Genomic DNA, 13,465 nt, shown 5'->3' with positions numbered 1-13,465 from the left:
CCAGCCCGGCGGCGGCTGCCGCGAAGGCCGCGGCGTAGCCGCCGACGACGCTCGGGCGGGTGGCGGCGAGCGCCATCAGGGCGGCCAGTCCGGCCGTGGGGCCGAGTTCCATGGCGGTGTTGAACACTCCTGCGGCCAGCCCGGTGCGCTCGGGCGGCACCCCGCCGGTGGCGAGCACGGCCGCACCGGCGAAGGCCGCGGCGGCGCCGGCGGGCAGCAGGAGCAGTCCGGGCAGCAGGCCGGGGGCGTACTCGCTGCCGGGGGCGAGCCCGGACAGCAGGCCGAGTCCGGCGGCCGCCACGGCGAGGCCGCCGGCGGTGACGACCACGGGCCCGTACCGGACCGTCAGCGGGCCGGCCAGCCGGCCGGAGAGCAGCAGGACGGCCGCGTACGGCAGGAAGGCGGCGGAGGTGGCCGCGGCGCTCCAGCCGCGCAGCTGCTGGAGGTAGAGCGAGAGCAGGACGAAGGTGAGTGCGGTGCCGGCGGCGGTGGCCATGACGGCGACAAGCGCGGTGGCGCGGCGCCGGTCGGCGAGGAAGCCGAGGAAGCCGGGCGGCAGCAGCGGGTCGGCGGTGCGGCGTTCGGCGGCGGCGAAGGCGGTCAGCAGGGCGAGCCCGGCGGCCAGCGGGCCGTACGTCCCGGGGCTGCGCCAGCCGTGCTCGGCGGAGGCCACCAGGGCGTAACTCGCCGCACAGATCCCGGCGGTGGCGAGCGCGGCGCCGCGAAGGTCCAGGGCGGGTCCTTGTCCTGGACCGCGGCCGACGGGGGCGGCGGTGGGCAGGGCGGCGGAACGGGCCAGGCCGACCAGGGCGACCAGCACGGGCACCGCGAACAGCCAGCGCCAGGAGACCGCGGCGGCGACCGCGCCCGAGGCCACGCTGCCGACGGTGGCGCCGAGCACGGAGAGTCCGCCCCAGGTGGCCATCGCCCGGCGGTAGGCGGCGGGTTCGGGGTGCAGCACCCGGACCACCGCGACGGCCGCCGGGGCGGTGAGGGCGGCGCCGGCACCCTGGACGAAGCGGCTCGCCAGCAGGACGGGGTAGCCGGGCGCGAGGGCGCAGGCGAGAGAGGCGGCGGCGAGCAGCACCAGGCCCGTCCGGAGCACCGGGCGCCCGCCGTGACGGTCCGTCAACCGGCCTCCGAGCAACAGTAAGGAGCTGAAGGAGAGCCCGTAGGCGGCGCTGAGCAGCAGCACCCCGGACGGGCCGAGAGTGAACTCCCGTGCCACCAGGGGCAGCGGCACGGTCAGGATCGTGATCGTGAAGATCAGCACCGCCTGGACGACGCCGAGCAGCGCGAAGCCGTACCGGCTGGTAGTGATGACGGCCATGTAAAACCCTCCCCCCTATAAAGACCGTTCGATCCAGAATGGACCCAGCGGGAGACGCCGGCCCGAGCGGACCGGGCGTCAGTCCAGCAGCGCCAGCGCCTGCTCGGCGGCGTCCCGCACCCGGGTCGCGTCGTCGGCGGCCTTGCCCACCACCCGGATGCCCTGGAGCAGCACCACCAGCATCCGGGCGAGCGCCCGCGGGTCCCGCCCGGCGGGCAGCTCGCCCTGCGCGGCGGCCCGCACCAGGGCGGCGGTGAGCAGCGTCTCCAGGCGGTCGAGGCTCGCCTCCACCCGACGGGACGCGTCCGGGTCGTGCGGGGCCAGCTCCACCGCCGTGTTGGTGACGAAGCAGCCGCGCAGGCGCTCCCGCTCGCCCGTCGCGGCGTACTGGCGGACCAGCGCCCGGACCGCCGGCAGCGCAGGGCCCGGCTGGGACAGATCGAGCAGCCGCGCCGAGTCGCTCTGCTCGCAGTAGCGCTCCAGCGCCCGCAGGTACAGCTCGCGCTTGCTGCCGAAGGTCGCGTAGATGCTGGCCCGGGCGATGCCGAGCCGCTCGACCAGGTCGGCCATCGAGGTGGCCTCGTAGCCGCGCTGCCAGAACAGCTCCAGGGCCGCCTGCAGCGCCGCGTCCGGGTCGAATTCCTTCGTTCGCGCCATGGGGGGAACGGTAGCCCTTTCTGGATCGATCGGTCAAGAAAGGGCGATCAATGGTCCAGACCTGACTCCTGACGGAGCATTGCCAAGTGGACTAGACCATGGCTACCCTTACCGCTCCCATCCACCTCCTCCCCCCACAGGAGGCGTTCCGCATGCCCGCACACCGCCCCAACCACCCCCGCCAGACCGCCGAAGCCGTCAGACCCATCGTGCTGACGGCGTTCCGGATCGTCGTCGGCCTGCTCTTCGCCTGCCACGGCGCCGCCTCGCTGTTCGGCGTGCTCGGCGGCGCCAAGGGCGGTGGCACCGTCCCGCTCGGCCAGTGGCCCGGCTGGTGGGCCGCGCTGATCCAGCTGGTCGGCGGCACCCTGGTGCTGCTCGGCGCCGGCACCAGGGTGGCCGCCCTGCTCTGCTCCGGCTCGATGGCCTACGCCTACTTCACCGTCCACCAGGAGCACGCGCTGCTGCCCCTGCAGAACGGGGGCGAGCCCTCGGTGATGTTCTGCTGGGCCTTCCTGGCCATCGCGGCACTCGGCTCCGGCCCGTACGCCCTGGACCGCCTGTTCGCCCGCCGGCCCCTGGCCACGGCCGAGCCGGCGGTTCGGCCGACGTCAACGGTCTGACGGACCGTCCGCGGCCAGGTGGCGCTCGACCGAGGCGACCTTGGCGGTGAGGCCGTCGGTGACCCCGGCCCGGTCGTCGATCTTGATGACCGTGCTCACCCGGTTGCCGTACGCCTTCACCGCCTCGATCGCCGCCCTGATCACCGGCATCACCTCGTCCCACTCCCCCTCGATGCTGGTGAACATCGCGTCCGTGCGGTTGGGCAGACCACTCTCCCGCACCACCCGGACGGCGGCGGCCACCGCCTCCCCCACGTCCTCGCCGATCCCCAGCGGGGTCACCGAAAAGGCTGCGATCACGGCTCTGCGCTCCTTGTGGTCGACGGCACGGTCGTGGGGGGGGGGGGGGCCCGGGGCCCCCCCCCGCGGACGGGGGGCCGCCCGCCCCCCGCGGGCGGCGCCCCCGCCGCGGCCCCGGGGGGGGCCGCGGGCCGGGTGGGGCCCGGGGGCGCCCCGGGCCCACGACCAGGCTAGACGTCAGGCCACACTCGGCAGCGGCGGTTCGACCGCCAGCGGCGCGGTGGAGCGGGCCCGGTGCTGGTCGGCCCAGGAGACCAGGGCCACCGTGCAGGCGTGGTCCAGGTGGCGCAGCCCGGACCAGTCCAGTTCCACCGGCCGGTCCCCCGGCAGCCGTTCCAGGGCGTCCAGCAGCCGGGGCAGCCGCAGGAAGGTGGCGTTGCCGGTCAGCCGCACCCGGTGCAGCGGCTGCCCGGACGGCTGCGCGTGCTCCTCCACCGCGATCTGGAGCTGCGAGGTCTGCCAGGCCGACTTGGCCACCGCCAGACCGACGCCGATCAGCACCCCGTCGAACAGGTCGGTGGCGATGATCGCGACCGCCGTCACGGCCAGCACCAGCGCCTCGCCCAGGTGTCCGCGGCAGAGCGCGACGATCCGGCGCACCGGCACCAGTTTGGCGCCGGCGTGCACCAGCACGGCGGCCAGTGCGGTGAGCGGGACGAGCCCGAGCACGCCGGGCAGCAGCGCGGTGAACAGCAGCAGCCAGCCGCCGTGCAGCACCCGCGAGGCCTTGGTGCGCGCGCCGGCCTGGACGTTGGTCGCGCTGCGCACGATCACCGCGGTCATCGGCAGCGCGCCGAGCAGTCCGCAGACGGCGTTGCCGACGCCCTGGGCGGTGAGCTCGCGGTCGTAGTCGGTGCGCGGGCCGTGGTGCATCCGGTCGACGGCGGCGGCGCTGAACAGCGTCTCAGCGGAGGCGATCAGGGTGAAGGCGACGACCGTACCGAGCCCGGCGGTGCCGGCCAGGGCGGTCAGCGAGTCGCGGTCGGGCAGGTGGACCACGTCGAGCAGCCCGGCCACCCGGATCCGGGCCACCGGCAGGTCGGCGGCCGCGGTGACGGCGGCGGCCAGGCCGACGGCGGCCAGCGGAGCGGGGACGGCGCGGGCGGCACGCTCCGGCAGGTACTTCCAGCCGACCAGGACCAGCAGGGTGCCGAGGCCGAGGGCGACCGCGCTCGGGCCGGCCTCGGCGGTCAGCACGTCGCCCAGCAGTTCGGGCAGTCCGGCGATCTTCTCCGGCCCGGTGGCGGGGGCGCGGCGGTCGGCGAGCGCGTAGAGCTGGCCGAACACCAGGGTCAGTCCGATGCCGGCCAGCATGCCGTGCACCACCGAGGCGGACATCGCCCGGAACCAGCGACCGAGCCGCAGGGCTCCCATCGCCAGCTGGAGCAGGCCGGTGCCGAGCACCAGCAGGCCGAGCGCGCCGACACCGAAGCGCTGGACGGCGTCGGCGACCAGGACGGTCAGCCCGGCCGCGGGCCCGCTGACCTGGAGGCTGCTGCCGGGCAGCAGGCCGGCCACCAGGCCGCCGACGATCCCGGTGACCAGCCCGAGTTCGGCCGGGACGCCGGAGGCGACGGCCACCCCGACGCAGAGCGGGAGGGCGACCAGGAACACCACCAGTGAGGCGGGCAGGTCATGGCGCCAGGGGACGGCGCGCAGGGCGGCGGCCGGGGTCCGGGGCCGGCCCGGCGGGCCGTGCTTGCGGAGGCGGCCCGGCGGGCTGTCGCTCCGGTGGGGCGGCGGGTTCACCCGGTCACCGCCAGGGACCGGGCAGGGGTGCAGCAGCGCATGGGGACGTTCCTTCCGCGCACCCGCCGCAGCGGGCGCGCCGTTGCAGGGCGAGGAGCAGGGAGAGGGGAAGGGACCGCGGAGGGGCGGCGACAGCGGTACGGCCGCGGGTCCGGGCGGACCGGAGCGCGGCGGCGGGTGTCGGGTCGGTGCGGCCAGGGGGTGCGTCCCTCGCTCGGGTGCGGCGGACCGGGCACGCTGGTCCTGGACGGGGCCGCCGGCGGAGTTCCCCCGCTCCCCGGCGCTCCCGAACCCCCCTTGCCGCGGCCTCAATCGGACGTCACGGGCCCGGCGTGCCACCGACGGTACCCAGGGCGGCGGGGCGGGCCCACAGGCGGCACCGCCCCTTCACGGGCACTGCACACCGGCTGCGCTTTCCGGCGCGGAGCGTCCGCTTCCACGGGTACACCAGCGCGATGGCCGTCCTGACGTGCGAATGCCTCTGCCCGGCCACCTCGCCCCAGGCTTCCACATTCTGTTGAAGCCCTCTTGACGCCCCCACGGCCCCGCCCTACCTTGTTTCCACATTCAGAAACCGCTCTTCCGTATGGTGGAATTCGGAAGATGAGCCCTCCGAGCCACTGCGGGCCGACGCAGGAGAGATCCGATGCCTCGTATGACAGCCGCCCGCGCGGCCGTGGAGATCCTCAAGCTCGAAGGAGTCGAGGTCGCGTTCGGCGTGCCGGGCGCAGCCATCAACCCGTTCTACGCCGCGCTCAAGGCCTCCGGCGGAATCCGGCACACACTGGCCCGGCACGTCGAGGGCGCCTCCCACATGGCCGAGGGCTACACCCGCGCCGCGGCCGGCAACATCGGGGTCTGCATCGGCACCTCCGGCCCGGCCGGCACCGACATGATCACCGGCCTGTACTCGGCGATCGCCGACTCCGTCCCGATCCTCTGCATCACCGGACAGGCGCCCGTCGCCCGGCTGCACAAGGAGGACTTCCAGGCCGTCGACATCGCCTCGATCGCGGCGCCCGTCACCAAGGCCGCCACCACCGTGCTGGAGGCCGCCCAGGTCCCCGGGGTGTTCCAGCAGGCCTTCCACCTGATGCGCTCCGGCCGCCCCGGCCCGGTCCTGATCGACCTGCCGATCGACGTCCAGCTGACCGAGATCGACTTCGACCCGGAGGCCTACCAGCCGCTTCCGGTCTACAAGCCGACCGCCAACCGCACCCAGATCGAGAAGGCCGTCGCACTGCTCCAGGAGTCCGAGCGCCCGCTGATCGTCGCGGGCGGCGGCGTCATCAACGCCGACGCCTCCGAGCTGCTGCTGGAGTTCGCCGAGCTCACCGGCGTCCCGGTGGTCCCGACTCTGATGGGCTGGGGCATCGTCCCGGACGACCACGAGCTGAACGCCGGCATGGTCGGCCTCCAGACCTCGCACCGCTACGGCAACGAGAACTTCCTCGCCTCCGACTTCGTCCTCGGCATCGGCAACCGCTGGGCCAACCGCCACACCGGCGGCCTGGACGTCTACACCGCGGGCCGCACGTTCGTCCACGTCGACATCGAACCCACCCAGCTCGGCAGGATCTTCGCCCCGGACCTCGGCATCGCCTCCGACGCCAGGGCCGCACTGGAGCTGTTCGTCGAGGTGGCGCGCGAGCTGCGGGCCGCCGGCACGCTCAAGGACCGCAGCGCCTGGGCCGCCTCCGCCCAGGAGCGCAGGGCCCGGCTCCAGCGCCGCACCCACTTCGACGACGTGCCGCTCAAGCCGCAGCGCGTGTACGAGGAGATGAACAGGGCCTTCGGCCCGGAGACCCGCTACGTCACCACCATCGGCCTGTCCCAGATCGCCGGCGCCCAACTGCTGCACGTCTACCGGCCGCGGCACTGGATCAACTGCGGCCAGGCCGGCCCGCTCGGCTGGACCATCCCGGCCGCGCTCGGCGTCGCCACCGCCGACCCCGGGGGCCAGGTCGTCGCGCTCTCCGGCGACTACGACTTCCAGTTCATGATCGAGGAGCTGGCGGTCGGCGCCCAGCACCGCATCCCGTACGTCCACGTGCTGGTCAACAACTCCTACCTGGGGCTGATCCGCCAGGCGCAGCGAAACTTCGACATCGACTTCCAGGTCAAGCTGGAGTTCGAGAACGTCAACGCGCCGGAGCTGGGCGTCTACGGCGTGGACCACGTCAAGGTCGTCGAGGGCCTGGGCTGCAAGGCGATCCGGGTCACCGAACCGGAGGACCTGCTCCCCGCCTTCGAGGAGGCCAAGAAGCTGGCCGCCGAGTTCCGCGTCCCGGTCGTGGTCGAGGCGATCCTGGAGCGGGTCACCAACATCTCGATGGCCGCCGCCGACATCGACAAGGTCAACGAGTTCGAGGAGCTCGCCACCCTCCCCGAGCACGCCCCGACGGCCATCAGGCCGCTGGCCCCCTGACCCCGTCGGGGATTGGGGCGTACGAGCCGCTCCGTACGCCCCCTCGCAGGCGGAACACCGGGGGTGCCGACACGGTTGAGCCGTCCGGGGCCGCTACGGTGGCCCCGGGCGACACCCGATTTCCGCACTCCTGCCGACCCCTGCCGAAAGGACCACCACCGTGAGCCTGTACGACATCCCGCTGCACACCCTGGCCGGCGAGGCCGCGTCCCTTGCCGACTACAAGGGCAAGGCGCTGCTGATCGTCAACGTCGCGTCCAGGTGCGGCCTGACCCCGCAGTACACCGGCCTGGAGAACCTCCAGAAGCGCTACGCCGGGCGCGGGTTCACCGTGCTGGGCTTCCCGTGCAACCAGTTCGCCGGGCAGGAGCCGGGCAGCGCCGAGGAGATCCAGAGCTTCTGCTCCACCACCTACGGGGTGACCTTCCCGCTGTTCGAGAAGATCGACGTCAACGGCGACGGCCGGCACCCGCTGTACCAGCAGCTGGCCCAGGTGGCCGACGCCGAGGGCCAGGCCGGGGACGTCAGCTGGAACTTCGAGAAGTTCCTGATCTCGCCGGACGGCACCGTCGTCGCGCGCCTGCGCCCGCGCGTCGAGCCGGAGTCGGACGAGCTGATCGCCGCGATCGAGGCCGTGCTGCCGGCCTGACCACACGCACGACGAGGGCCCGGGGCTCGCAGCCCGGGGCCTTCTGCGTTCGCAGCCTCATCCGTGGTCTCGACGGGGCCGCTTCGATCGCGGAGCAGGGGGCTTCGCGGTTCGCAAGAAGCTCAGCCCCTGGATGCCGCGCGCCGGGCTGCCGTCGTGCCCCGCCACTGGGCGCGGTACGCGGTGGGGGTGAGCTGGACCCGGGCGCGTGGAGGTCACCGAGGTGCGCGCAGCAGCGTTCCTGGGCGAGGCGGTGATGAGTCCCTTCACGCTGTCGGTCGCCCCACAGGTTCTGGCGGGCGAGGTGGCGTCCTATGCCGGACGTCTCGATGTACTGCAGTCCTGGTCGTACGTCGGGGACGTGACCTCGACACTGGTGGCTGCCGCCCATGACACCCGCTCCTGGGGGCGGGCCTGGCACGTGCCGGCGGCGAACGTCCCCGTGCGTGAACTGGCGGAACGCTTCGCGAAGCTGACAGCCTCCCCCGATCCGCGCCTGGAGCGTCTCGACCGCGATGCTCTCCTCACGCTCGCGGAGCGGAACCCCGTCTTCGGCGAACTCATTGAGATGCTTTACGCCACCGAGAACCCACACGTCCTCGACTCGACCGACACGCAGCACGCTCGGCGTCACCCCGACCGCCCTGGACGAGGCGCTGCTTGCCACAGCGCGAGGTCTGGCGAGGCAGGGAACCGAAACGGCCTGGCCGAACCCGCACCCCCTCCCGCGCGGGCTCGGGAGGGGGACCGGGATCGGGATCGGGATCACGGCAGCAGCAGCGTGGTGCCCGGCGGGAGTTCGCCGCTGCGGGCGGCGTCGCGCAGGTGGGCCAGCAGGGTGGTGTGCAGCGCCTCGGCAGCGCGGGTGAGCGGCACCTCGTGGCCGTGCGCGACCGCGATGGTGCGGCCCAGCCCCGGCCCGGCGAACGCGGTCACCGCGAGTCCGGAGCGGGCGGCCACCATGCCGGGGACGACGGCGGGCCCGATCCCGGCCCGGACGAAGCCCAGCACCGCGTCCATCTCGCCGCCCTCCACCGCGAACTCCGGCTCGAACCCGGCCGCCCGGCAGGCCGCCAGGGTCGCCTCGCGCAGGTCGTAGCCCTCCCGGAACATCACCAGCGGCCGGCCCTTCAGCTCCGTCACCCGGACCTTGCGCCGGGCCTGCCGCTCGGCCGCGACCAGCACCAGTTCCTCGTGCAGGAGCGCGGTGACCGCCAGTGCGGGCGCCTGCTCACCGCTCGGCGGGGTGATGACCAGCGCGAGGTCCAGCTCCCCCGCCGCCAGCCAGCCGACCAGGTCGCGCGAGCCGCCCTCGCGGACCACCAGCGTCACCCCCGGGTAGCGGTCCCGGAAGACCCGCAGCACGTCCGGCACCAGGCTGGTGCACAGACTCGGCGGCGCCCCCAGCCGCACCCGGCCGCGGCGCAGCTGCACCGTCTCCTGTACGGCCAGCCGGGCGCTCTCGGTGTCCGCGAGGATGCGCCGGGCCAGCGGCAGCAGGGCGTCCCCGGCGTCGGTCAGCGCGATGTTGCCCCGGGTGCGGTGGAACAGTTCGGCGCCCAACTCCCTTTCCAGCGCCCGGATCTGCTGCGAGAGCGACGGTTGCGCGACGTGCGCCGCCTCGGCGGCCCGGGTGAAGTGCCGGGTCTCGGCCACGGCCAGGAAGTAGCGGAGTTGCTGGAGCTGCACAGGGCCAGGATAGGCCGCACTGATAGTCGGTGCCTATCGTCACGAGCCGCATCATGTCTTGGACGCACCGAACCCGCCGTCCCTACCGTTGCAGCCATGACAACCGCGACTCGGACGGCCAGGCATCCGTCCACCCTGCTGACCCTGTGGCGGTCGACCGTCGGCAAGAAGGCGGTCATGGCCGTCAGCGGACTGGTCATGCTGCTGTACCTGGTCGCGCACATGCTGGGGAACCTCAAGGTGTTCTCCGGCCCGGACGACATCAACGGCTACGCGGCCTGGCTGCGCACCATCGGGCAGCCCTTCCTGGGCCACGAGTGGTTCCTGTGGATCGCCCGCGCGGGCCTGCTGGCCGCCGTGGTGCTGCACGGCGTGTCCGCGTACCAGCTCAGCCGCCGCGACCTCGCGGCCCGCCCGAGCAAGTACGTGCACCGGCGCCGCCGCGCCAGCTACGCGACCCGCACCATGCGCTGGGGCGGGGTGATCCTGGCGCTGTTCATCGTCTGGCACATCCTCGACCTCACCACGCTGACCGTGAACCCGGCCGCCGAGCACGACCACCCGTACCAGAACATCGTGGCCTCCTTCGGCCGCTGGTACGTCGACGTGTTCTACATCGTCGCGATGCTGGCCGTCGGCCTGCACATCCGGCACGGGTTCTGGAGCGCCGCGCAGACCCTCGGCGCCAACGACGCCCGCCGCGACCGGGCACTCAAGCTGATCGCGAACGGCCTGGCGCTGGTGCTGACGGCCGGCTTCCTGTCCGTCCCCGTGGCCGTGATGACCGGAGTCGTCAAATGAGCAGTGATGAAGTGAGCAGCACGTACGCCGACTACACCGTCGGCGAGCCGGTCGCCGACGGCAAGGCCCCCGCCGGGCCGATCGAACAGCGCTGGGACCAGCGGCGGTTCGACGCCAAGCTGGTCAATCCGGCCAACCGGCGCAAGCACACCGTGATCGTGGTCGGCACCGGCCTGGCCGGCGGCGCGGCCGGCGCCACCCTGGCCGAACAGGGCTACCACGTGGTCCAGTTCTGCTTCCAGGACTCCCCCAGGCGGGCCCACTCGATCGCCGCCCAGGGCGGCATCAACGCGGCCAAGAACTACCGCAACGACGGCGACTCGGTCCGCCGGCTGTTCTACGACACCGTCAAGGGCGGCGACTTCCGCGCCCGCGAGTCCAACGTGCACCGGCTGGCTCAGGTGTCGGTGGAGATCATCGACCAGTGCGTGGCCCAGGGCGTGCCGTTCGCCCGCGAGTACGGCGGCCTGCTGGACACCCGGTCCTTCGGCGGCGTGCAGGTCTCCCGGACCTTCTACGCCCGCGGCCAGACCGGCCAGCAACTGCTGCTCGGCGCCTACCAGGCGCTCTCCCGGCAGATCGCCGCCGGGAACGTGGAGCTGCACCCGCGCACCGAGATGCTGGACCTGCTCGTGGTCGACGGCCGGGCCCGCGGCATCGTCGCCCGCGACCTGGTCACCGGAGAGATCCGCTCCTACACCGCGGACGCCGTGGTGCTCGCCAGCGGCGGCTACGGCAACGTGTTCTACCTCTCCACCAACGCCAAGAACTCCAACGCCACCGCGATCTGGCGGGCGCACCGGCGCGGCGCGTACTTCGCCAACCCGTGCTTCACCCAGATCCACCCGACCTGCATCCCGCGCTCCGGCGACCACCAGTCCAAGCTCACCCTGATGAGCGAGTCGCTGCGCAACGACGGCCGGATCTGGGTGCCCAAGGCCAAGGGCGACAACCGGCCGCCCGGGCAGATCCCGGAGGAGGAGCGGGACTACTACCTGGAGCGGATCTACCCCTCCTTCGGCAACCTGGTGCCGCGCGACATCGCCTCCCGGGCCGCCAAGAACGTCTGCGACGAGGGCCGGGGCGTCGGCCCCGGCGGCCAGGGCGTCTACCTGGACTTCGCCGACGCGATCCGCCGGCTGGGCCGGGACGCCGTCGAGGCCAAGTACGGCAACCTCTTCGAGATGTACGAGCGGATCACCGCCGAGGACCCGTACCGGGTGCCGATGCGGATCTACCCGGCGATCCACTACACGATGGGCGGGCTCTGGGTCGACTACGACCTGCAGACCACCGTCCCGGGGCTGTTCGCGATCGGGGAGGCCAACTTCTCCGACCACGGCGCCAACCGGCTCGGCGCCAGCGCCCTGATGCAGGGCCTGGCCGACGGGTACTTCGTGCTGCCGCCGACCGTCAACGACTACCTGGCCCGCCACCCGCTGCCGGCCGTGCCCGCCGACCACCCGGTGCTCGCCGAGGCGGAGGCCGAGGTCGAGGACCGGCTCAACCTGATCCTCGCGGTGGACGGCGACCGCACCCCGGACTCCTTCCACCGCGAGCTCGGCGAACTGCTCTGGGACGAGTGCGGGATGGCCCGCGACGAGGCCGGGCTGCGGCGGGCGCTGGAGCGGATCCCGCGGCTGCGCGAGGAGTTCTGGCGCCGGATCAAGGTGCCCGGCACCGGACAGGAGCTCAACCAGTCCCTGGAGAAGGCCAACCGTCTGGTCGACTACTTCGAGCTGGCCGAGCTGATGTGCCTGGACGCGCTGCACCGCGCCGAGTCCTGCGGCGGCCACTTCCGCACCGAGAGCCAGACCCCCGACGGCGAGGCCGCCCGCCGCGACGAGGAGTTCTCCTACGCCGCAGCCTGGGAGTTCACCGGCACCGGCGCGGCGCCCGTCCTCCACCGCGAGGAACTCGACTTCGAGCACGTCCACCCCACCCAGCGGAGCTACGCATGAACCTCACCCTGCGCATCTGGCGCCAGGCGGGCCCGGACGCACCCGGCTCGATGACCACCTACCGGGTCAGCGGGATCAGCCCGGACATGTCCTTCCTGGAGATGCTGGACACCCTCAACGAGGAGCTGATCACCCGCGGCGACCAGCCGGTCGCCTTCGACCACGACTGCCGCGAGGGCATCTGCGGCGCCTGCGGCATGGTCATCAACGGCCAGGCGCACGGCCCCGAGCGCACCACCACCTGCCAGCTGCACATGCGGCACTTCCAGGACGGCGACACCATCGACGTCGAACCCTGGCGGGCGGCGGCCTTCCCGGTGGTCAAGGACCTGGTGGTGGACCGCTCGGCCTTCGACCGGATCATCGGCTCCGGCGGCTACATCACCGCCCCCACCGGCAGCGCCCCCGAGGCGCACGCCACGCCCGTCCCCAAGGAGGCCGCCGACACCGCCTTCGAGCACGCCGAGTGCATCGGATGCGGCGCCTGCGTGGCGGCCTGCCCGAACGGCTCGGCGATGCTCTTCACCTCCGCCAAGGTGGTGCACCTCAACGTGCTGCCGCAGGGTGCGCCGGAGCGGGCCGCCCGGGTGCGGAACATGGTCTCGGCCATGGACGCCGAGGGCTTCGGCGGCTGCACCAACACCGGTGAGTGCGCCACGGCCTGCCCCAAGGGCATCCCGCTGCCCAGCATCGCGGCGATGAACCGGGAGTTCCTGCGGGCCGCCCGCGGCTGACACTCCCTCTCGTACGGTCGGCCCCTCGCTCTGGTGCTCAGGCGGGGGGCCGACGCCGTTGCGCGGGGCGTGCGGCGGCGATTCGCGCTACCCGTACGGGTGGTGGATCGCCGGGAGCGGTGCTTCCTGACGGAGAATCGCGCTACGGTGGTGGTCCGCCACGGAAGGACGGCATATGCCCGAGGTTCAGTCCTGTTCCGGTTGCGGCGGGTCCGGGGGGACCCAGAAGACCGAGGCAACGGTCGAACTGGACGAGGAAGGAAGCATGGTGCCCAGCGTCCACACCTTCTGGTCGCCCTGCGGTCGGTGCCACGGATCCGGGACGGTGATCATCGGATGAGGTTCGTCTTCGAGTGCGTCGAGTGCGGTGGGCACTACCTGCCGCCCGAGGAGATGGTGTACCCGGACGGGCCGGCCTCGCCGGTCTGGTGCACCGCCTGCCAGAGCGCCAAGCACGCAACCGGCGTCCGGGAGGACCCGCTGCTCGCCCGGGTCGCGCTGGCCGCCGCCCGGGCCGCGCTGGCCGGGCGGGCCGCCGAGGCAG

At 73.2% G+C, this 13,465-nt stretch carries 12 protein-coding genes; 7 read left to right on the top strand and 5 right to left on the bottom strand.

The features are described 5' to 3' along the window. Both KS423_RS22235 and KS423_RS22230 read right to left on the bottom strand, forming a co-directional pair. Positions 1 to 1,330: MFS transporter (locus tag KS423_RS22235; protein ID WP_224281329.1), on the bottom strand; the 1,330-nt coding region annotated here is incomplete at its 3' end. Between the two features lie 78 nt (positions 1,331 to 1,408). Then, the gene (locus KS423_RS22230; protein ID WP_224281328.1) at positions 1,409 to 1,987 is read right to left on the bottom strand and encodes a TetR/AcrR family transcriptional regulator; all 579 of its coding nucleotides are present in this window, start codon (positions 1,985 to 1,987) and stop codon (positions 1,409 to 1,411) included. A 152-nt stretch (positions 1,988 to 2,139) separates the two neighbouring features. On the opposite strand from KS423_RS22230, the gene KS423_RS22225 reads away from it, so the two are divergent. Further along, positions 2,140 to 2,610, top strand: a complete 471-nt coding sequence (locus KS423_RS22225) for a DoxX family protein (protein ID WP_224281327.1) — start codon at positions 2,140 to 2,142, stop codon at positions 2,608 to 2,610. Here the strand turns inward: KS423_RS22225 and KS423_RS22220 are convergent. Both KS423_RS22220 and KS423_RS22215 read right to left on the bottom strand, forming a co-directional pair. After that, the gene (locus KS423_RS22220) at positions 2,599 to 2,910 is read right to left on the bottom strand and encodes an MTH1187 family thiamine-binding protein (protein WP_224281326.1); all 312 of its coding nucleotides are present in this window, start codon (positions 2,908 to 2,910) and stop codon (positions 2,599 to 2,601) included. The genes KS423_RS22225 and KS423_RS22220 overlap by 12 nt on opposite strands. 177 nt (positions 2,911 to 3,087) lie before the next feature. Continuing rightward, positions 3,088 to 4,569 (bottom strand): SulP family inorganic anion transporter, encoded by a 1,482-nt coding sequence (locus KS423_RS22215; protein ID WP_224281330.1) that lies wholly within the window; start codon positions 4,567 to 4,569, stop codon positions 3,088 to 3,090. Positions 4,570 to 5,305: 736 nt separating this feature from the next. Here KS423_RS22215 and gcl point away from each other — a divergent pair. Then, positions 5,306 to 7,087, top strand: coding sequence for a glyoxylate carboligase (gene gcl / locus KS423_RS22210; RefSeq protein WP_224281325.1), 1,782 nt, complete (start codon positions 5,306 to 5,308; stop codon positions 7,085 to 7,087). Between the two features lie 160 nt (positions 7,088 to 7,247). Then, the gene (locus tag KS423_RS22205; RefSeq protein ID WP_224281324.1) at positions 7,248 to 7,736 is read left to right on the top strand and encodes a glutathione peroxidase; all 489 of its coding nucleotides are present in this window, start codon (positions 7,248 to 7,250) and stop codon (positions 7,734 to 7,736) included. 765 nt (positions 7,737 to 8,501) lie between these two features. Here KS423_RS22205 and KS423_RS22200 read toward each other — a convergent pair. Then, the gene (locus tag KS423_RS22200) at positions 8,502 to 9,425 is read right to left on the bottom strand and encodes a LysR family transcriptional regulator (protein WP_224281323.1); all 924 of its coding nucleotides are present in this window, start codon (positions 9,423 to 9,425) and stop codon (positions 8,502 to 8,504) included. Between the two features lie 96 nt (positions 9,426 to 9,521). Here KS423_RS22200 and KS423_RS22195 point away from each other — a divergent pair, with 96 nt between their 5' ends. The 4 genes from KS423_RS22195 to KS423_RS22180 all read left to right on the top strand — a co-directional run. Continuing rightward, on the top strand, positions 9,522 to 10,226 hold the full coding sequence (locus tag KS423_RS22195) for a succinate dehydrogenase cytochrome b subunit (RefSeq protein ID WP_224281322.1): 705 nt from the start codon (positions 9,522 to 9,524) through the stop codon (positions 10,224 to 10,226). Continuing rightward, positions 10,223 to 12,187: a fumarate reductase/succinate dehydrogenase flavoprotein subunit gene (locus KS423_RS22190; protein WP_224281321.1), complete on the top strand. Its 1,965-nt coding sequence runs from the start codon at positions 10,223 to 10,225 to the stop codon at positions 12,185 to 12,187. Before KS423_RS22195 ends, KS423_RS22190 begins: the two co-directional genes overlap by 4 nt. Beyond that, on the top strand, positions 12,184 to 12,921 hold the full coding sequence (locus tag KS423_RS22185; RefSeq protein WP_224281320.1) for a succinate dehydrogenase/fumarate reductase iron-sulfur subunit: 738 nt from the start codon (positions 12,184 to 12,186) through the stop codon (positions 12,919 to 12,921). The genes KS423_RS22190 and KS423_RS22185 overlap by 4 nt, the downstream gene beginning before the upstream one ends. A 336-nt stretch (positions 12,922 to 13,257) precedes the next feature. After that, positions 13,258 to 13,465, top strand: a 208-nt coding sequence (locus KS423_RS22180; RefSeq protein ID WP_224281319.1) for a hypothetical protein, incomplete at its 3' end; no start/stop codon positions are given.

This window comes from Streptomyces sp. LS1784, from assembly GCF_020103755.1.
Taxonomy (GTDB): Bacteria; Actinomycetota; Actinomycetes; order Streptomycetales; family Streptomycetaceae; genus Kitasatospora.
The sequence above is the reverse complement of the archived record's forward strand: the minus strand, read 5'-3'. Positions and strand labels throughout refer to the sequence as shown.

What these genes read in the sequence shown, in the direction of transcription:
- KS423_RS22230 (WP_224281328.1), bottom strand. Translation starts at nt 1,987, where the DNA reads ATGGCGCGAACGAAGGAATTCGACCCGGACGCGGCGCTGCAGGCGGCC.
- KS423_RS22195 (WP_224281322.1), top strand. Translation starts at nt 9,522, where the DNA reads ATGACAACCGCGACTCGGACGGCCAGGCATCCGTCCACCCTGCTGACC.
- gcl (WP_224281325.1), top strand. Translation starts at nt 5,306, where the DNA reads ATGCCTCGTATGACAGCCGCCCGCGCGGCCGTGGAGATCCTCAAGCTC.
- KS423_RS22190 (WP_224281321.1), top strand. Translation starts at nt 10,223, where the DNA reads ATGAGCAGTGATGAAGTGAGCAGCACGTACGCCGACTACACCGTCGGC.
- KS423_RS22225 (WP_224281327.1), top strand. Translation starts at nt 2,140, where the DNA reads ATGCCCGCACACCGCCCCAACCACCCCCGCCAGACCGCCGAAGCCGTC.
- KS423_RS22185 (WP_224281320.1), top strand. Translation starts at nt 12,184, where the DNA reads ATGAACCTCACCCTGCGCATCTGGCGCCAGGCGGGCCCGGACGCACCC.